14 protein-coding genes, 2 rRNA genes and 1 pseudogene are annotated in these 21,045 nt (G+C 36.0%); 11 read left to right on the top strand and 6 right to left on the bottom strand.

Annotated features, from left to right (window positions below):
* From T344_RS0113195 to T344_RS0113145, 10 genes and pseudogenes are all read left to right on the top strand, one after another.
* A 23S ribosomal RNA gene (locus tag T344_RS0113195) occupies positions 1-235 on the top strand; the annotation flags it as partial.
* 141 nt (positions 236-376) lie between these two features.
* A 5S ribosomal RNA gene (rrf, locus tag T344_RS0113190) occupies positions 377-493 on the top strand.
* Between the two features lie 216 nt (positions 494-709).
* Positions 710-1,399 (top strand): annotated as a pseudogene (locus T344_RS31565) (IS66 family transposase); the annotation flags it as partial.
* Positions 1,400-1,835: 436 nt separating this feature from the next.
* Positions 1,836-3,446, top strand: a complete 1,611-nt coding sequence (locus tag T344_RS0113175; protein ID WP_027629105.1) for a response regulator transcription factor — start codon at positions 1,836-1,838, stop codon at positions 3,444-3,446.
* 25 nt (positions 3,447-3,471) lie between these two features.
* Positions 3,472-6,195, top strand: coding sequence for a sensor histidine kinase (locus T344_RS0113170; RefSeq protein ID WP_027629104.1), 2,724 nt, complete (start codon positions 3,472-3,474; stop codon positions 6,193-6,195).
* Between the two features lie 436 nt (positions 6,196-6,631).
* Positions 6,632-7,405, top strand: coding sequence for an ABC transporter permease (locus tag T344_RS0113165; RefSeq protein ID WP_242842078.1), 774 nt, complete (start codon positions 6,632-6,634; stop codon positions 7,403-7,405).
* Positions 7,406-7,425: 20 nt separating this feature from the next.
* On the top strand, positions 7,426-8,292 hold the full coding sequence (locus T344_RS0113160; RefSeq protein ID WP_027629102.1) for a carbohydrate ABC transporter permease: 867 nt from the start codon (positions 7,426-7,428) through the stop codon (positions 8,290-8,292).
* Between the two features lie 62 nt (positions 8,293-8,354).
* The gene (locus T344_RS0113155) at positions 8,355-10,022 is read left to right on the top strand and encodes a type 2 periplasmic-binding domain-containing protein (RefSeq protein ID WP_027629101.1); all 1,668 of its coding nucleotides are present in this window, start codon (positions 8,355-8,357) and stop codon (positions 10,020-10,022) included.
* Positions 10,023-10,164: 142 nt separating this feature from the next.
* A complete protein-coding gene (locus T344_RS0113150) occupies positions 10,165-13,332 on the top strand; it encodes a galactose-binding domain-containing protein (RefSeq protein ID WP_027629100.1) in 3,168 nt (1,055 codons plus the stop codon).
* A gap of 590 nt (positions 13,333-13,922) precedes the next feature.
* Positions 13,923-15,497, top strand: coding sequence for a CotH kinase family protein (locus T344_RS0113145; protein ID WP_027629099.1), 1,575 nt, complete (start codon positions 13,923-13,925; stop codon positions 15,495-15,497).
* A gap of 217 nt (positions 15,498-15,714) precedes the next feature.
* Here the strand turns inward: T344_RS0113145 and T344_RS0113140 are convergent, their stop codons facing one another.
* The 4 genes from T344_RS0113140 to T344_RS0113125 form a co-directional block, all read right to left on the bottom strand.
* Positions 15,715-16,401 carry a 4'-phosphopantetheinyl transferase family protein gene (locus tag T344_RS0113140; RefSeq protein WP_027629098.1) on the bottom strand — a complete coding sequence of 229 codons (687 nt, stop codon included), beginning with the start codon at positions 16,399-16,401 and terminating at the stop codon, positions 15,715-15,717.
* A 168-nt stretch (positions 16,402-16,569) separates the two neighbouring features.
* A complete protein-coding gene (locus T344_RS0113135) occupies positions 16,570-17,058 on the bottom strand; it encodes a restriction endonuclease (protein ID WP_027629097.1) in 489 nt (162 codons plus the stop codon).
* Between the two features lie 166 nt (positions 17,059-17,224).
* Positions 17,225-18,010 carry a class I SAM-dependent rRNA methyltransferase gene (locus T344_RS28220; protein ID WP_242842077.1) on the bottom strand — a complete coding sequence of 262 codons (786 nt, stop codon included), beginning with the start codon at positions 18,008-18,010 and terminating at the stop codon, positions 17,225-17,227.
* Between the two features lie 163 nt (positions 18,011-18,173).
* A complete protein-coding gene (locus tag T344_RS0113125) occupies positions 18,174-18,377 on the bottom strand; it encodes a DUF896 domain-containing protein (protein WP_027629096.1) in 204 nt (67 codons plus the stop codon).
* A 204-nt stretch (positions 18,378-18,581) separates the two neighbouring features.
* Here T344_RS0113125 and T344_RS0113120 point away from each other — a divergent pair, with 204 nt between their 5' ends.
* Positions 18,582-19,046, top strand: coding sequence for a chemotaxis protein CheW (locus tag T344_RS0113120; RefSeq protein WP_027629095.1), 465 nt, complete (start codon positions 18,582-18,584; stop codon positions 19,044-19,046).
* Between the two features lie 522 nt (positions 19,047-19,568).
* Here T344_RS0113120 and ychF read toward each other — a convergent pair.
* Together ychF and T344_RS30360 are read right to left on the bottom strand one after the other, a co-directional pair.
* Entirely contained in the window at positions 19,569-20,663 is a 1,095-nt protein-coding gene (gene ychF / locus T344_RS0113110) for a redox-regulated ATPase YchF (RefSeq protein ID WP_027629094.1), read from the bottom strand.
* Between the two features lie 115 nt (positions 20,664-20,778).
* Complete coding sequence (locus tag T344_RS30360) at positions 20,779-20,925, bottom strand: aspartyl-phosphate phosphatase Spo0E family protein (RefSeq protein WP_004630722.1); 147 nt, start codon at positions 20,923-20,925, stop codon at positions 20,779-20,781.
* Between the last annotated feature and the right edge of the window lie 120 nt (positions 20,926-21,045).

Genomic DNA, 21,045 nt, shown 5'->3' with positions numbered 1-21,045 from the left:
GAGGACCGGGATGGACGAACCTCTAGTGCACCAGTTGTCATACCAATGGCACAGCTGGGTAGCCAAGTTCGGCAGGGATAAACGCTGAAGGCATCTAAGCGTGAAACCCACCTCAAGATGAGATATCCCACCGTAAGGGTAAGACCCCATGTAGACTACATGGTTGATAGGTCAAGAGTGTAAGTGCAGTAATGTATTAAGCTGATTGATACTAATAGGTCGAGGGTTTGACCCAAAGAAACAGGTATTCAAGAGTAGATAGTCTTAAAAAATCTATGAGTTAGTTTCAAATCTTCTTATTACTTCGATACATTATTTAATTCTCAATGAGTAGATCTCAAAGGAATTAGTTAAAAAGTTAAAATCTGTAAAATTTTCTGGTGGAAATGACGAGATGGATACACCCGTTCCCATACCGAACACGGCAGTTAAGCATCTCAGTGCTGATAATACTTGGCTGGCAACGGCCTGGGAAAGTAAGTCTCTGCCAGATTTATATCAAGGTCTTAAGCGTAACAGCTTAAGGCCTTGTTTATTTTTTGGTACAATATAGTAAGCACGAGAAACAAATTGCTTCAAGGGTAACCGTCAAATAAAAGGGTGGATTGTTTTCCACTCCTTATTCATGAGATAATCTCCATATATACTAGAACGCTAAAGTAACTTAAGGTTCTTAAGGCATTTTAGGTTTTGGATCCAAATTTGGAGAATACCTCATTCATATGCATCACCGGCAAGCATAGCTCACATAATGTATCAGAAATATGTAAATGCCGTTCCATTATACCGACAAGAGGCTGATTGGAAAAACCTCGGCCTGGAACTGAAACGTCAGACCATGTCGAACTGGATATTGGAAGCCTCAAAAGAATGGTTGATGCCAGTGGTAAATCTACTTCACCGGAAACTTTTAAAGGAAAAATATATACATGCTGATGAAACCAGGATTCAGGTATTAAATGAAAGATGAGAAGAAAAAACAGCGACAGGAACGTTTAAAGCTCGTTCTTGATGCCTTTTGGTCATGGGTAGCGTAAGTAAAGACACCTGTCTTCCAAAATCAAAGCTTGCAAAAGCATTCGGATATGCTTTAAATCAAAAAGAAGGTCTGATGAACTTTTTAAAAGACGGAAACATAGCGATTAGTAATAACCTTGCCGAAAATAGTATTAGGCCATTTACAGTTGGCAGACGTAACTGGTTGTTTTCCGGAAGCCCTGAAGGAGCTACCGCAAGCGCTGCCGTATACAGTATAGTTGAAACTGCAAAAGCTAATGGATTAAATCCTTACGAATATTTAAGATATATTTTAAAATTTATGCCTGGATTACGTTTTAATGAAGAATCTGAATTTCTTGAAGATCTTCTTCCATGGAGTCCGGATGTACAAGCGTTTTGAACTAAAGCCGAAAAGTGATTATTATATATCAACTTTCCGGCTTTTTCTATGCACCTTTTTATTTGACGGTTACCCTCATCCAGTAATAGTAGCTCTTAATCCCGACATTATTTTGCTCACACCATAAGGAGAAATTTAATTATGTTGGATGTTTCTTTATGACATCATACATTGGTTGGAGCCATTCATGATCTAACAGAAAGTTTATTGCTTTTATCTTAAATTTGTCGTAATAACTTGATATAATAATTATAACAAAATTAAAATTTCATTTTTTATAAGACTCAGTTTGGATGGACTTCTAACATCTTTAAGAAACAGGACTAAGGAAACTGTTTATTTTATTTGCTCAGATCCATAAAATTACCAGTTATTTATACAACTATTAGAGATAATGGTATTCAAGAAAACAAGAGTATATTAAGGGAGGCCTGGTATGTATAAACTTCTTATAGCAGAGGATGAAGAAATATTCAGAAAAGTACTGCCATCAATTATTGATTGGAATTCAATAGGATTTGAGATAATTGGGGTAGTAGAAGATGGATTTGAAGCTCTAAAACTTTTGGAACAAGTAGAAGTTGACGTTATCTTGACGGATATACGTATGCCGCATATAAATGGGTTGGAACTGGCAATGGAAGTGAAAAGCAGATTTCCAAGGATAAAAACTATTCTCCTCAGTGCATTCAATGAATTCGAGTATGCCAGAAAAGGGATTGACTGCGGTGTATATGGATATCTTTTAAAATCTGATGATGAGGAAAGCATTGAAAAGTACTTTGTTAAACTTTCAAAAGTGTTATCACAAGAAAACCTGATAGGAAAAAACGATGAAAGCCTGTGGGGTTATAGAGAAGCGTTTTTGAAAGATATAATCAATAATAAAGATTTTGATATAAATACTATTTTCGAGCGGGGAAAACAGGTTTATATAGACATACCTGCCGATAAAGTTTTCATATCAGTTATAAGGCTGGATGAATACAATAGTATAGTTCAAACATATAGTGCCGGAAAGGTAAAAAGTATTATTAAAACAATAAGGACATTTTTGGTTAAAAATGTTGAATTGAAAAAAAAGGGTTATATCATTGAACTTGATGATATGATATGTATAATATGGAATCAACCTGAGGCGGTTTTCAAACAAAATGTAGAAGCATTATTTAAAGAACTTACAACTGAGATGTCCATTTCGGAAGTTATTCATGGTAAAGAACTAACAGTGACTTTTGTATGCAGTGGATCTATAAATGAATTTCTTAGCATTGGACAAGTTTATAATAATATACTTAAGGCGTTTAAATATAGAACATATCTGGGTGGAAATAAAATCTTATTCATTACCGATTTTAAAGACAGAAATGAACCTGTAATGACTTTCGGTGAAGAGAATAATATTATAAGGAAAACTCAAGGATTAATACAAGATGAAAACTCAAACAGTGTTATACAATATTTCGACGAGCTGGAGGAAGAATTGGTAAAAAAATGTTTTACAGATATTAACCAAATTATTACCTTGAGTATTAAGATTATATTAACAGTTTCCAGTGATGTGGGGAGAATGAGAGGAAACAGCAGCCATGAGGTTTTTACAAAGTTTAGTTACCAGATAAGAGAAATTGGCTATTGTGAAACTATAGCATCTGTTTTCGGGCAGATTAAGGCATTCCTTGCTGAAGTAATTGTTCTGCTGAACAGAGAAAACTCTCCGATTAATAAAAAAATTATAGAAGAGGCTGTTAGATTTATTCAGGAAAACTATGCCAAATCCATTAATCTGGAAAGTGTTGCAAAACATGTAAATGTCCATCCTGTCCATCTTTCCAGACTGTTCAGCCAGGATATGGGAAAGACCTTTAAAAGTGTGCTTACAGATATTAGGATTGATGAAGCGAAAAAAATGTTGATGGATATTAATAATAAGGTTTATGAAGTTGCATTTGCGGTAGGTTATGAAAACCCGAGGTATTTTAGTGAACTGTTTAAAAATACTACCAATCTGACACCTGTTGAATACAGAGAAAAATTCAAATGCTGATTTCTAAGGAAGGTTGCGTCCAATTATGAAAATAAGCTTTAAATATACTCTTCGGGGCAAAACTGTAATTTATGGGACTATACTGTCAATGCTGGCTGTACTTCTTACAATTTCATCAGGTTATTTTGTAAGCCATAAGCTTACTAAAAATCAATTTGATTATGTTAATAAAATTACAACAAGTGCTGCAGTAGAAAGAACAAATATGTATATGGGTGAAATTGCCATGACTTTCAATTCGGCAATGAATAGCGACGCTTTCGATATTCTTGTAAGCAGCAAATATACCAGCGATTATAATTTATTTAAGGCACAGAATGACTATGAAGCATATTTAAAAAGGTTAATTCCGTTAAATGATAAAATTGATGCGTTAGTGCTGGTAAACAATAATAACGATATATTTATAAACATTGGAAATGTGGTAGGTAAAGATTTCAGCGAATACAAAGCTCCTGAATTTATCAAAAAAGTTCAGGGCTATGTAAAAGTAAGCGGCAATACAAATCAAGTTTATCTTAATAGGTACTCCAGAAACAGTTATGATAGAATTTCTGTTATTAACCCTGTTATTAATTCCGAAAATATGCAGGTTGAAGCAATAGTTATAGCTGTATTAAGTAAGAAACTTACAGAAGACCTGCAGTTTGCCGGAGGAACAATCAATCTTGCCGATGGAGCAGGAAATTATGCCACGGTTATAAATCAGGACAACTCGGAAATATTAGAGGACAATCAGTATACCTTTAAGAATAAGTTGAATTTTAACGGTTGGACTATTTATAATTCTTATAAATTTGACAAGATACAAAATTTATTAAATCTTTATTTTTTATCTATTATAAAATATGGATTATTGTATATTTTTCTATCCTTAATATTATTATTGTGGTTAAGCAAACTTTTGGTTAAGCCAATCAGCCAGATGGAAAGAGAAATAGGGAACTTAAATGTGCATGTTTTTGAAAATAAACCGATTAATTTAAAAAAGAGAAAATTGGGTTTCAAATCGACTATTTTAATATTATACACGGTTATTGTTACTATTCCTGTTGTATGGTTTACAACAGGGGCTTATATAAATTCCAATAACATTATTGAGAACAGATTAGGTTCAGTATTTGAATATGGAGCCAAAATTTTATATCAGCATATTGATTTTATCTTCAGTAATTATTATAAAAAGGGAGCGGAAATTGCAGTCTATAATAATAAGGTACAGACATACATGGATGAAATGAACAATTCTGAAACAAAGAGCAGCCTTCAGTATATACTGAATGATTTCCTATTGTCTAACAATTTTGCAGGAAACAAAATATCAAATGTTTCTATATTAGACAAATCTTTTAATATTATGTGTTCGTCAATATATAACAAGTCTCTTACATTAAATACTATTGAGAAAAAGGATTTTGAATATCTGAATAACAATTATGGAAGATCTTTATGGAAGTACTATACAGATACAAGTTTGAATAATAGTTTTGTAAGGATTGGAATGAGTATTAGAGGAAATGGCCAGGATGTGGAAGCGGGAAAACTTTTGGGCTATATGTTTATGGATTTTGAATCCTCCGAAATAAAGCAAATGCTGGATAACTTCTCTCAATACAGTAATGTGTGGGTATACCTGACTGATGAAAATGGGCAAAATACAATTGGAAAGGATGACATTATTCCCCGAACAAAGGATACTATACAGTTAGGTATTGGCTTATCCCAGGACAAAGGTAAAGAAAGGGTATCCTTTAAATCTGATGGAAACAGCTACATCATGATTGTAAAAGAGTTTGCTTTGAACAGTTTTAAGCTTATATATATACTTGAAAATTTTGATGAAGGAAGACAGATACTGTATACCAGCATTACAATACTTGCAATACTGATTTTCTTAAGCCTTATATTCTCTTATGGCTTTTCAGTTATGTTATCAAGAAATTTTACAAAATTGCTGAAAACTATATTAAAAATCAAGGCAGGGGATTTAAATGCCCGATTTAAAAGCAGTACTGTAGATGAGATTGGAGTTCTGGGGGATAGCTTTAATGAGATGTTGGATCAATTAAATAGAATGATAGATGAAAAGTATATTTCAGAGGTTAGGCTTAAGGACGCAGAGATAAAGGCCAGGGAGTATGAGTTAAATCTTCTTCAAGCGCAGATTAACCCGCACTTCTTGTATAATACGCTAAAAACCGCACAGTACATGGTATATGATGGTGATCCAAGAGCTGAAAAAATGATCAAATTACTTATTGCACTTTTTAAGACAGGTATTACCAGAGGAGAAAAACTTGTTTGCGTAAAAGATGAAATTGATCATGTAAAGACTTATATTGATATCCAGCAAATGAGATTTTCTAATAAGTTTGATGTTATATATAATATAAGCGATGATCTGATGAAATTTAAAATACTTAAGCTTATCCTGCAGCCGTTAGTTGAAAATGCCATATACCACGGTCTGGAATTAAAAGCTGGTAAAGGTGAAATTAGAGTTGACGCGATTAAATATGATAATATGATTGTGTTCAAAATCAAGGATAATGGATTGGGTATTAATACCAATAAACTCAATGATATAAAAGACCAGCTAAATGGAAAGAGCCAAAGTAAAAGCATAGGGTTAATTAATGTAAACGAAAGAATAAAGCTCCATTTTGGAAATGAATATGGCCTGGATATTGAAAGTCAAGAAGGTGAGGGTACAGAAGTAACTGCGACCATTCCTGTTTTGACCGATTGATAAATAAATCATTCTAATCAGTTAAATTTACAATATGTTTTTTGAGGCAAAAATAGAAAATAATTGCCCTCGACCCTAATAAAAGGTTTGGGGGTTTTGTTTTGCCCTTTTTTGAATAATTCGGATATTAATCCTGTTAAGAAATCTGAATAAATGCTAAATTTCATTCGTGTTTTTCTTATGTATACTTAGCTATAATATACACATGCAATCGCAAGATACAATATAAACATAAGGGGAGAACAAGATGAGCTCGCAGCAGACCGGTACCGAATGCTATAAATCAATTGGTCGACGTTTCACGTTAGAGAAGAAACTAAAATTGATTTTATACCATAAATATTTATATCTAATGCTAATTCCAGTATTAATCTGGTATATTATTTTTTGTTATGTCCCGATGTATGGAATAGTCATTTCATTCCAGGATTATAGCATGAGTAAGGGCGTATTTGGAAGTACATTTGTCGGGTTAACACATTTTAAGGAATTATGGCAGGATGAAGATTTTTGGAGGGCATTTTGGAACACCGCAATAATTGCTGTTTACAGAATAATAATTGAATTTCCTATTTCTATTGTAGTAGCTTTGTTATTAAATGAAATACGGCATATAAAGGTTAGAAAGACAATTCAAACCATAGTATACTTACCTCATTTTCTATCATGGGTAATAGTAGCATCCATATTCATGACCTTATTAAGTCCCGAGAGCGGCATTATTAATGCTATATGTACAAGTATGGGTATAAATACACCGGATATCATCTCAAATCCAAATATGTTCCGTGGAGTTCTTATATGGTCTGATGTCTGGAAAGAGGCAGGATTTTCTTCAATAATCTACGTTGCAGCTATGGCGAGTATAGACGCTGAGCTTTATGAGGCAACAGATATAGACGGAGCAAGCCGGTGGCAGCAGATATGGTATGTCACATTACCCGGAATAAGGAATATCATTGTCATTATGTTTATTCTGATGCTGGGACAGGTTTTAACATGGGGGTTTGATCAGGTTTACAATTTTTATAATCCAATGGTATATGACAAGGGTGATATTATAGATACTTATATTTTCAGGACAGCCTTGGGAGATAATAAGTTCAGTTTTGCAGCTGCCGCAAGTATGTTTAAGTCATTAATTTGTATGACATTGCTGGTTGTATCGAACTCTGTTGTTAAAAAATTAGGCGAAGAAAGTATCTATTAAGGATTATAAGGAGGACACTTATGAAATCAAGATTTAAATTCGGAATAGCTGATATATTAATCTATCTGGTATTGATTCTTTTTTCGTTAGCCATTCTATTACCTATGTGGCACATATTTGTCATTTCAACGTCTTCACCAGATGTATATTTGAGGGATACATACCATTTGGTGCCTAAAAGTTTTAGCTTAGACGAGTATAAGAGAGCATTCTCCAGTCTGGGCGGTATTATAAATTCATTATTTGTCTCAATAAAGGTAACCGGATTAGGCACGGCTTTAAGTATGCTGCTTACTTCAATGGGAGCATATGTTTTAAGTAAAAAGGGACTTCCCGGCCGTAATTTTTTGTTTAAGATACTGGTTTTTACAATGTTTTTCAGCGGAGGTTTAGTACCATTCTATGTACTTGTCAAAAATCTGCATCTGGACGATACAATTTTTGCCTTAACAATACCTCTGGCGATTTCAACCTATAACCTGATAATCATGAAAAACTACTTTGCAAGTCTCCCTGAAAGTCTGGAGGAAGCCGCCAAAATTGATGGCTATAATGATGTCCAGATTCTTTTTAAAATAATAATACCTGTTTCAAAGCCGGTATTTGCCGCTGTAAGCCTTTTCTATGGAGTAGCATACTGGAATGACTATTTCATGGCAACACTGTTTATTAGTTCAAATAATATGTATCCTCTACAAGTTGTTCTGAGACAGATGATTATACAAAATCTTGTTATGGCACAGGTAGGTGTAGCAACAGTGGCTTCCAATCCCGAACAGTTCAAAATGGCCTGTATAATTATCGGAATCATACCAGTTTTAATTATATATCCATTTGTTCAAAACTCTTTCAGTAAAGGTATCATGATGGGTGCCGTTAAAGGTTAATACAGATACTCACATAGAAAAATCCACCGTAAAACGGTTGATTAATATAAAAGGAGGATAAAATGATGTACAAGAACATTTCAAAGTCATTGGCAATATTTTTATCAGTTGTAATCCTAACTGCTGTATTAAGCGGTTGCGGGAGCAATAAAGCAGCTGATGAAACAGCTGCAGTAAGCAGTAGTTCTGCAAGTACTGGTTCGAAAGAGGTAGAAAAGGCGGCTACTGAGCCTGTTACTATCCGATGGGTCAGAGCCGCAAATGAACAGGATCCTGCCAAGGACAGAATTTTGATTGAATTACAGAAGAAAACAAATACTAAGCTGGATATCGTTACTTTTCCCTGGGATCAGTTTCCAAATAAACAGAATATAATGATGGCATCAGGAGAGCAGATAGATATATTGAACTGTGATGCAGGTAAAACGCTGAATGAGTGGGTAAAGAATGGTCTGGTTTTGGCATACGATGATTACTTGAAAGATGGTAAATATCCTTACGTGAGCTCAGTTATTAATGCGGATGTATATAAGCTGCTGAAAGTTAACGGAAAAGCATATTATAAACCGATAGGCTTATGTCCGCAACAATGGGCATACATAATCCGTCAGGATTGGCTGGATAATCTCGGGATGAAGGTCCCAACAAATATTGATGAGTTGTATCAGGTAATCAAAGCCTTTAAGGAAAACGATCCGGACAAGAACGGTAAAAATGACACCTATGGTTGGTTTGCAATGGAAAATGGGAAGGTTGATCCAGCAGATGTATTCCAATTTATAAACAGGGCATTTGCTGTTAATGCCGGTTCGGGAAAGTGGGTTGAAAAGGCTGATGGAACTGTAACCAGATGGGAAGTATCTGATGGAGCGAAGGAAGCAACCAGATTTGTTAATAAAATTGTAAATGAAGGACTTATAAATAAAGATTGGTTAAGTTTGAAATTTGATTCTGCACAGGGACCGGAATCAGATGCATTTGCTCAAGGTAAATATGGTATAGCATTGACATCTATCCCAAATGTATTTGTTGATAAACTCAAAAAAATTAATCCTAATGCAAAAGTTGCAGCCTTTGCACCAATAAATGGAGTTAACGGAGTCCCGGCAAATGGAGGACATACAGGCGGATACTGGTGGGGTAATGTTATTCCAAGTACAAGCAAAAATCCTGAAAAGGCAATAGAACTTATGGATTATACTCTGTCACAAGAAGGCAGAGAGCTCACTGAGTTTGGTATAAAAGGTGTGCACTTTACAGAATTCAAAGAAGAGAACGGCGGAAGAGTATATTATATAAATAAGGCAGAGTGCGATAAGGATTGGGATACAAAAAAGAATGGTTACCTTTATCCTTTGACTTGGGGCGCTATGAATTATCATGAATATGCGTATATTCCCATAAAAGAACACAATTTCAACTATGATGAGGCTTTTAAGGACGTCAGGTCATGGTTGCCTGACGATATGGCAACGGGACAGTTTGCAGACTGGCAGGCAAATAATGCCAAATATGCTATTGCAAGTCCTTTGACAAATGTAGTTGACGATTCAGTACTCGGTGATGCCAATAAACTGTTATCAATATTCGCGGAAGGGTATCTCAAGGCAGTAGTTGGAAATAGCAATGATTTTGATAAAGCATGGGGCGAAATGGTAGATAAATGGTTGAAAGCAGGCGGAGATCAGGTTATAAAGAATGGTAACGATTTTTATAAGGCTAGCAAATAATGCAACAGATGCAGCGATTGCTGTGATATGTATTAATAAAAAGTAGCCTAAGAATAACTGAATGGAGTGTTATTGCTTCATTCAGTTATTCTTAGGGGATACTTTTGAGGATATCGTTATTTTTAGTGAGGAGGTATTAATTGTGAGTAATAATTATGAAGAAAATACATATTTAATTGACCTGGCAGGACAATGGAATTTTCAACTTGATCCCGAGGATACAGGTTTCAAAAGTAAATGGTATATGGGTGAACTGGACAATAAAGGTTTTTGCCTGCCCGGGACAACAAATGAAAATAAGCAGGGTGAACCGCTGAAAATGGAACCTGTCCTGGCAAAGGAAACAGTTAAATGTCTAAGACAGAAATACAGGTATGTTGGGGCTGTGTGGTATCAAAGATCAATCAAAATCCCGCTTGAGTGGAATGAAAAAAGGATAGTAATTTTTCTTGAAAGAGTGATGTATCAATCTATATTATGGATTGATGGAAATGAAGTTGGCCAGCAGGATAGCCTGTCAACCCCACATGTTTATGATATTTCTGATTATGTAATTCCGGGGAGAGAGCATAATCTGACTATAATGATTGATAATAGAGATATCCATAAAATAGGACCGCATCCAAGTGCATATACAGACGAAACACAGACCATATGGAATGGTATCGTGGGAAGAATGAACATATATGCTACTGATAAGGTTTTTTTAAGTGATGTTCAGATTTACCCTGATCTTATCAATAGAAAGGTTTTTTTTAAAACTAAAATAGAAAATTATACAAACTTAGATTTAGAATATACTCTTACAGTCAACGTAAAAAGTATTTGTGATAATAACACTCATAGGATTGAACCGGCAATATTTAAAATAAATAATAAAGATGCTGGTATTTTGCAATTTGAATACCAAATGGGAGAACATTTGCTTTTATGGGATGAATTTTCACCCAATCTTTATGAAATGGAATTATTGCTTTCAGGTGCAGGAGGACAACAGATTATTTCGGACAGAAAAAATGTAGTTTTCGGAATGAAAGAGTTCAAAGCCTCAGGTACACAGTTTACTGTAAATGGCAGAAAAACATTTCTCAGAGGAACATTGGATTGCTGTATTTACCCGTTAACAGGCTATCCGCCTATGGAGGCAGAGGATTGGCACAAAATATTTAAGACAGTTAAGGAATATGGACTTAACCATATAAGATTTCACTCGTGGTGTCCGCCTGAAGCTGCATTCAAAGCAGCAGATGAAATTGGAATATACTTGCAGATAGAAGGACCGGTATGGATGGATACGTGGACCAATTATACCATAGGATGCTACCCGGAGCATTATTCATATCTGCCAGCTGAAGCGAGAAGAATTATCAGCACCTACGGTAATCATCCTTCCTTTTGTATGTTCAGCAATGGTAATGAACTAAATGGAGATTTTAATCTTCTGCATGACATTATTTCCATGCTTAAAGAAGAAGATGGCAGATTTGTTTATACCCTTACATCAAATTGGGACAGAGCAGCGGATGAAGCTGATGATTTTTTTGTAGCACAATCTGTAGATACGGTTGGAATAAGGGGACAATATTATCTTGATAAAATGGCGGAAACTACTGAACTGGACTATGAAAACGGGGCTGCATTAAGAAATATACCAATTGTATCCCATGAAGTTGGACAATATTGCGTTTACCCTAACATGAATGAGATATCCAAATATAAGGGAGTGCTTAGACCGATTAACCTGGAGGCAATTTACAATGATCTGGAAAATATGAATATGCTTAAATATTCTGAAAACTTCATGAGAGGTTCAGGAATGCTGGCACTACAGCTTTACAAGGATGAAATTGAAGCTGCCCTTCGGACTAATGGATTTGCGGGATTTCAACTTTTAGATATTCATGATTTTCCAGGACAAAGTACTGCCACTGTGGGTATACTGGACAGTTTCTGGGAATCAAAGGGATTAGTTGAGCCCGAGAAATTTAGACAGTTTTGCAGCCCAACAGTTCCACTCCTTCGAATGCATAAACGTATATACCTGAACGATGAAACCTTCGAGGCAGATTTGGAGTTTGCGCATTTTGGCAGTGATGATATTAAGTATTCAACAATTTATTGGAGTATCAAAGATGAACAGGGTAAAGAACTGTTTTCGGATAAAACAGGCGGAGTTTCAATACCCGTTGGAAATGGGATCAAAGTATATTCTATCCGCGGCATAAGCCTTAACAGTGTGAAAAAAGCTTCCAAGCTTACAATAGTTGCAGGTATACAAGATGCCAACGTAACAAATTCATGGGATATATGGGTATACCCTGTACAGGAATATATAGATGCAGATAAAATAAAAGAGAGTGATATATTATTTGCCAATACCATTACTGAAGAGGTTAAGGAAAAACTGAAACATGGCGGAAATGTGCTTTTGTGTCCTGAAGCATCACTTCTTAATACAGTTTATCCAGGTAAATTTTTTCCTGTATTTTGGAGCCCGGTACATTTTACAAGCAAAGATCCGTGTGGTATATATTGTGACAATTCTCATGCTGTTTTTAACGATTTTCCTACGGATTTCTATTCCAGTTATCAATGGAAGGATTTATTAGAAAACTCTGTATCTGTTTGCCTCGATAGCATGCCTGAAGGATATGAACCAATAATACAGGTTATACCGAATTTCTTTAATAATCACAAGATATCAAACCTCTTTGAAGCAAAGGCAGGCAATGGGAAACTGCTGGTTTGTTCGATGGATATTGAAAGTGAACTTGAAAAGCGCCCTGCTGCCAGGCAGCTAAGACAAAGTATATTGAAATATATGGGAAGCTCATGTTTTGAACCTTCACAGGAACTTACTGTTGAGCAAATAAGCTCTCTGTTTAATACAGACAAAAAAATTAATACAGATCTGCGACATAATCTGGCGCTGAAGAAACCTGCTGTTTCAGACAGTGAAAAATCAACAGGTTATTCCGCTTTAAAAGGAAACGACGGTAATATATACAGTAGATGGTGTGCCAATGATGCACATGCAGGTCACTGGTGGCAGGTTGACCTTGGTGAGATATATGCAATAACTGGCAGCAGGGTGGTGTTTGAAGAGGAAGGCAATTACCTATATGTTATTCAGGTCTCAGATGACGGACAAAACTGGAGACTGGCAGTGAATCAGACAGGACAAACAAGCAGTGCACGTATAAGGGAGGATAGCTTCAGTGAAAAGGCCAGATATGTAAAGATAGTTTACAATGGATTGCCTGACGGAGGCTGGGCTGGTCATTGTGAGTTTGATGTTTATGGAGAATAGCAATATAGTTTATGGTAGAAAATTATAATAACATTGTCATAGCGGATAGGGCTTATCTAAAAAATTAGTGGAAATTTTCTTTTATAACCGGATGTTAGAATTTTATGACATCCGGTTATTTTGTCTCCAGCAATAACATTGTCAATAGAGGGTATTATTTTCAAATAAAGCTCTAAATAATTACAAATATTGAATTATATGTAAAATAATGGTACAATATAATCAAACTAACGGTATAAATATACAATTTAGTGCAATACATATCTTTTATTTACAAAGTAGTGCAGAAAATATATACGTATACGGAAAAATATATTTGGAGGTGGTGGTCGGAAAAGTAGCAGTAAGTATTTCTTTTCCATAGGGTAAGTCAAGAGAAAGTAATAAAGTGGAGGTGGTAAAAATCAGAATTGTGCCTGGTCAGTTAATCAAGTAATAGATTTTATATGTAATAAAATTATTGTCATCGTATTTGCAATACATTTTATGATGAGTTTTTGTTAGCCAATCCTGAGAATGATATTTAAGTATATATCTTAAAGATGATTTTTTATTGCGTGTATATCCTAAAAACGAAAGGAATGAAAATTATGTGTAAATTATCTAATATGATAAGAGTATCTATTATTATTCTAGCAGTGGCTTTAGTTGTTTCATCGGGACAGGTCAGTGTGTTTGCAGCTGAAGTTCAACATCCGGACGGGTGGACTAAAGAGACTCATGGTGATGTAGACGGAAACTATACTGTGGTATTCCCGGATAATAAAGTTCAGCGTATGGATATAACTATCAGTCCTGAAAATTACAGGACAATGGAAACAGACCTTAACAATTTAAACATGACAAGTACTCAAAACCCCGTTTATGTACCTGCTACTATAAAATTTAACAATATTACATGGTGGAATGTGGGTATAAGGTACAAAGGGCAAAGTACACTGTTCACACCTAAAATGAGCGGAAAACATAAGTTTCCGTTCCGTTTGAATTTCGATAAATTTGAAGATCAATATCCTGAAATAAAAAATCAAAAATTTTACGGATTTAAAGAACTGGCATTTAGCAATAACTGGTTTGATCCTTCATTTGTCAGGGATAAAGTATTTAGTGACATGCTGCGGGACGGAGGTATACCAGCGGCTAGATCCACTTTTTGCAGAGTATATATAGATACGGGCAGTGGTCCGGTATATTGGGGATTATATACAATGACAGAGGACCCGGCGGATGAAATGCTAAAGACACAGTTCCCTAATTCCAAAGGTAATTTATATAAGGGGGAAACGGGAGCAGGTGCAGATTTGACCACATTTAACCAACAGGGCTTTGAAAAGAAAACCAATGAAAAAGCAAACGATTGGAGCGATCTTCAAGCACTGGTTAATAAGCTCAATGCACCAAGAACAAATGCAGCAAGTTGGAGAGCCGGACTTGAATCAGTCTTTGATGTAAACAAGTTCCTTCGGTGGCTGGCTATAAATACAGCTGCAGTTAATGTTGATACATATGGCTGGGTGACGAAAAACTATTACTTATACCAGGATCTGTCTAATAGCGGCCGGATGATTTACCTGCCATGTGACTTTAACATGTCACTCAATAATAATCCGTTTGGCATGCCAATGCCCGGAATACCTGCAAGTCTCTCGCTTAGGGAAATTGGCAATAATTGGCCTCTTATCCGCTTTTTAATGGATGATCCGGTTTATAATAATATATACCATAACGAAATGCAGAACGCAATGAGCGGTTGCTTCAATCAGACGGCTATAACATCCAGAATAAGGCAGCTGCATGAACTTGTAAGACCCTATGTGGTGGGAGCTGAAAGGGAAAGCAGCAATTACAGCTTCCTGTCGTATGGCGAGACCCAGTTCAACCAGGCTGTGAATGATCTGGTTAATCATGTAAGTTCCCGACATACTACAGTAAGGGATTATCTTGCAACTGTTCCTATCACACCGATATTTAAAAAGGGAGATATTAATAATGACGGGCAGGTTGATGCCTTGGACTATGCGCTCCTTAAAAAACATCTGCTAAATGAAGCCATTTTGTCGGGTGATGCATTAAAAGCGGCGGATGTGGATTCAAGCGGGTCTGTTGATACTCTTGATATGGTCATGTTTAAAAAGTATTTAATGGGACAGATACCTGGTTTTTAAATTCAATTGATGATTTATGGTCATTGATATTATAAATTGATTAAATTTATTGCTGAGAGCGTGAAATAATATACAGTTAACAAATAAAAGTAAATATTTAAAATTTAAAAGTAGATGAAAAATATTGATTAATATTTTTCATCTACTGCTGTTAGTAAAGATTTATTTTTTGTATTTGTACAAATTATAGATGTAGTCCATTTTTATCTGAATATTATTAAGCTAAGGTTTGTAATAAATCAAAATAAGTCACTTCCTTTAGAGTGGTATTGAAACTGCTGTCCAAAGAGCAAACTGAAGAGATGTGGAAATTATCAATTTCATACATTTCAAAGAAACATGATTTTAACTCGTTATCGGTAATGACTGAGATTGAATCATTATTTATCTCAATAGAAAAAGAGTCAAGAGGTAAGGATAGGCCTCTTCCATCTGCTTTTATATAGCTTTCTTTTAATGTCCATAGTGTGTAAAAATATCTTATCCGATTTTTTGGATCCTGTTTCACCAGGCTGTCATATTCATAATTTGTGAAGAATCTTTCGGCAATTTTTAGGTCTATATTTTTAACATATTCAACGTCTATACCGACAAGCTTGTCTGCTACAGCACAAACGGCCCAGTTGCCGGAATGGGATACATTGAAATGTAAATGCTCAGGGGCTACTAATAATGGCTTATTATATTCATTTACCATGAATTTAAGTTCACTGTTTTTTAACCCAGTTCTTTTACCAAGGGCGTAACGGGAAAGTAGATCTCCCAACAGGCACCTGAGAGCATCTTCTCTATGTACAAACCTTTTTATTCTTTCTTTTTTTTCGTTGGTAACCAATTGCATTAACGAATCTGTTGCTTTGCTGTCTAAAAAAGAATTGGTCCGAATTCTATAAGTATCTACCATAATTAATACCAGTCTTTAATTATTATAAAGTTCCAGTGCCATATTTATGCAAAGCAAAATATAAACTTTATTGGATATTTTAATTATATACAGGAATATTTGTAAAATCAACATTGATCATGAGTAAATAAAAATTTTTTTGAGGAAGAGACTTCCTGGGGAGAGCTCCTATTTTGCAGGTTCCAAAACAATTTTGGCATTTTGAACTGATTTGCACATGTCCAAAAGCTGATCACCGTTAATGCATTCAATTACATTTTTGTGGCAGTATACTTTTGTACATGATTTAAAATCACCCAAAGTTATAAGCATACCTCTGTAGATAGAGTTATCACTCATGCATTTGAACAGATTCATGGCTAATTCAACGTCTATAACCTGCTGAAGACCATGTTTCCACACCTCGGTAAATTGAATATTGTTCAACAGAAGGCCGCTTCCGTCTATTCCGCAAGCGGCAGTGGGTTTAACCCTATATCCCAGACGTTTTAGAACTTCCATGATGACAGACATATAATCCTTGAAGTTTAGATATAGCAAATCCTCTTTAGTATTTATAACTTTTAAGATTTGATTTATTTTTCTTTTATAAAATACCCTATAAGTTAATTCAGTTAATTTGATTAACACAAGTAATGTTATAAATAATAGCAGCATAGTAATCACCCGCTATTATTCTTTTCATTAAATCATTTTATATACCGGATATGGCGATTTTAGCAAAAAAAATAAAATGCCTGGGCTCTGGCCCCTCGGATTCAGTGCACAGTGTGCAGGCCCAAAGAGATCAAGTTTAAAAAACTTAATTTACCGCAAGACTACTTTAAACTACTTGTAAAATCGCACACTTCAGATATCCGGTCTCAGGTGATGCCAGTAAAACAGGATGATCCTTGGCCTGTGACCTGTACTCTGCAACCCTGACCTTGCGCCTGGAGTCGGCGGCGTCATACAAAATGTCCATAAACAGCTCAGAATCAACATGCTGTGAACAGGAGCACGTAATGAGATAGCCTCCTCGTTTAATTATCTTCATTGCGCGAAGATTTATTTCCTTGTAACCTCTGATAGCACCCTGAACCGCATTTTTGGTTTTGGTGAAGGCAGGAGGGTCAAGCACAATAGTATCAAAGGTTTCACCCTTATCGTAAAATTCGCGCAATATATCAAAGGTGTTTGCTGCCTGAAATTTCACGACGGTGTCCAGACCGTTTATTTCGGCGTTTTTGGCGGCACACTTCACCGCATGTTCCGAAATATCAATACCCAAAACACTGTCCGCACCAAAAAGGCCGGCATGTAACGCGAAGGAACCTGTATATGTGAAACAGTCCAGAACTTTGACACCTTTAACGAATGGAGCAATGGCAGCACGGTTTTCCTTCTGATCCAGAAAAAAACCTGTCTTTTGACCGTTCTCAACATCTACAAGAAACTTAACGCCGTTTTCGGTCATTTCCACAAGTGTATCAAAAGGGCCTTTAAGAAAACCTTTCTGTATTTCGAGACCTTCCAGCTGTCTGACCGGAACGTCGTTTCTCTCATATATGCCGCGGGGTTTTATTATATCGTCCAGGATATCGACGATTTCCTTTTTAAATCTGTCCATACCAAGTGCAAGAGTCTGAACAACCAGAATATCCGAGAATTTGTCAACGACCAGTGCCGGCAGAAAGTCCGATTCGGAAAAAACCGCGCGGCAGCAGTTAACATCTGCCGTTGTTTTCTCAATCCGGGCATATTTAATTTTCTGAATGAGGCTTTTGACATGTCTAGTTGTCTTTTCTCAGACTCCTTCTGTTACCGTCTTTGTCAACGATTACCGTATTGTCAAGCGTTGCCTTCAGATTTGCCTTGAAGGCGGCAATATATTCTTTTCTAAGTTCATCTCTTTCAGCAAGTTCAGCTTCTGAAAGGGATGAAGTTTTGGCTTTTTTAGCAAGCTCATTCAATCTTTCAATCCTGCTTTTTTCCATAAAGACCGTCCTATCTATATTATTTAAAACCTTTTTTATTTGCAGCATTTTTTACATTTAATATGGAGGATATGAATTATTACTATTGTATTTATTATTCAAAATGGCACAGAATTTATTATATCAAAAATAATGTCCTTTAAAAAGCGTGTATTGTGTGATATTATTAAAAATATGATACACAAAATTTGGGAGGTGTCGGGAATGGCTGACATACAAGTTGTTATATTTACATTGAACAATGAATTATGCAGTATAGAGGCATCAATGGTATTCAAAATAGAAAAATACAGCGAAGTATCACTTATTCCACAAATGCCCGATTACATAAAAGGACTTTATGATCTCAGAGGCAGAGTAGTTCCCGTAGTTGATTTAAATAAAAAGTTTAATTTGGGCGATTCGGAAATTACTAAAAAGACAAAGATTATAATTACCGAAAAAGAAGGACAGCTGTTTGGCTTTATGGTAAACAATGTTCTTGAGATAATTAATCTGAATGAAAATTCAATTGACAAGTCAGAGGCAATAATCAAAGTCAACAATAAGAAATATATTAAGGGCGTTGGGAAAAAGGATGAAAAGTTGTTCTCAATCATTGATCTTAACGAAGTTCTCCTTGACAACGAAGTTGAGCAGGTTACAGAAGTAATTGCAAGCAAGGTGTAGTAGTAACGGTTAAAATTGCAGCTTATATGATAAATTCATATAGGCTGTTTTTTTGGTATAATGCTATGACAAGCAAGGCGGCAAGCATACTATGACAGAGGGAAGAGGCAAGCTGACACGTATAGATATACGGTTTTCGACAGCCTGAAAACAGTGGTGAATCCTGATAATAAAGATTAAGCCAAAAGTGTGACCTTATGGGAAATGCGGCTTGCAGTACCGACTAAAACAGCAACAATACTGTTTATACTTATGACAACAGGAGACTAATGCTGGAAAGGAAGGTATTGGAGACAGGTGATAGAGTAAGCTGTACCTATGATGAAGCCGGAGACAGAAAAACCATGTCTGATGCCTGGCGGAATAAGTTTTTATAGACATTACGGCAAGAATAAGTTATAGCTATGACCAGGTCTTAGTTTAAACCCATTTTAAACAAAACCCCCTTCATATCTCCATTTAAAGATATGAAGGGGGTTAAAACGTTATATTATCATCATCAAATGTATCACTTTTAAGTTCTTACACATTAAACCTGAACAGCGTCACATCGCCGTCCTGCATAACATATTCCTTGCCTTCTGATCTGACCAGGCCCTTTTCCTTTGCGGCGTTATAGGTGCCGCAGGCCATAAGATCGTTATATGCCACAATCTCAGCTCTGATAAAGCCTCTTTCAAAATCGCTGTGTATTTTGCCTGCTGCCTGGGGAGCCTTTGTGCCTTTAATTATGGTCCAGGCTCTGACTTCCTGCGGGCCTGCGGTAAGGTAGCTGATAAGGCCGAGAATTTTGTAGCTGGCTTTTATCAGTTTGTCCAGTCCGGATTCGTCAAGTCCCATTGCTTCGAGGAAATCGGCCTTTTCTTCATCAGCCAGCTGAGCGATTTCTTCCTCAACCTTGGCACAGATGACCATTACCTCTGAGCCTTCATCGGCGGCAATTTCCTTCAGCTCAGCTAAAAACTTGTTGGCTTCCAGGGAAGAGAGGTCGTTTTCCGATACATTCCCCGCGTACAAAACAGGTTTCAGCGTGATAAGGAACAGCTGGTCGACTATTTGCTGCTGCTCACTGTCAAAGGTCATTGACCTGGCAGGTTTTCCGCTTTCCAGGTGAGCTTTGATTGACTCATACAGTTCCATTTCTATCTGGAACTTTTTATCACCGGATTTGAGATTCTTCCTGGTTCTGTCGATTCTTCTCTCCAGCATTTCCAGATCTGCAAAAATCAGCTCAAGATTAATGGTTTCCACGTCTCTCTTAGGTCCGATGGAACCGTCTACATGGACAATATTTCCGTCTTCAAAACATCTTACAACGTGAACAATTGCATCTACTTCTCTAATATGGGAAAGAAACTTATTTCCAAGACCTTCACCTTTGCTGGCACCTTTAACCAGACCGGCAATATCAACAAATTCAATAACCGTAGGGGTTATCTTTTCGGGATTATACATTTCGGCCAGCTTGTCAAGTCTTTCATCAGGAACTGCTACAATGCCTACATTGGGCTCAATAGTACAAAAAGGGTAGTTTGCACTTTCTGCACCGGCTTTTGTTATGGCATTAAACAGTGTGCTTTTACCTACATTCGGAAGTCCTACAATACCTAGTTTCATTAATATATCTATCCTCTCATTATTACTGTCATCGAAAATACCATAAAAATTATATACTATATAGTACTTCAATGCAATAATAGTTGAAATTCAAGGGACATATCAATCGGATATTTCATACCATAAGTACATCTTTATAGTACTCAACAATCAATTTATCCAGATCCTGACTTAAAGCCAAAAGCGACTCGTTGTCCAGACTGCAGTTTTCAACCTGTTCATTAAGAACCTCTCTTAAGTTATTTATTTCATCAACCAGCATATTAAAACCCCCTATCCAACATTTTTTCTCATAAAACGTCAAAAAGCTCATTTTTTGTCTAATGTGTTCGTGCGATGGTTCGTAATGCAAACTTCCAATATAGTTGAATTATGTAATAAA

Source organism: Ruminiclostridium cellobioparum DSM 1351 = ATCC 15832, assembly GCF_000621505.1.
In the GTDB taxonomy this organism is placed as follows: Bacteria; Bacillota; Clostridia; order Acetivibrionales; family DSM-1351; genus Ruminiclostridium; species Ruminiclostridium cellobioparum.
This window is presented reverse-complemented; position numbering and strand designations above follow the sequence as displayed.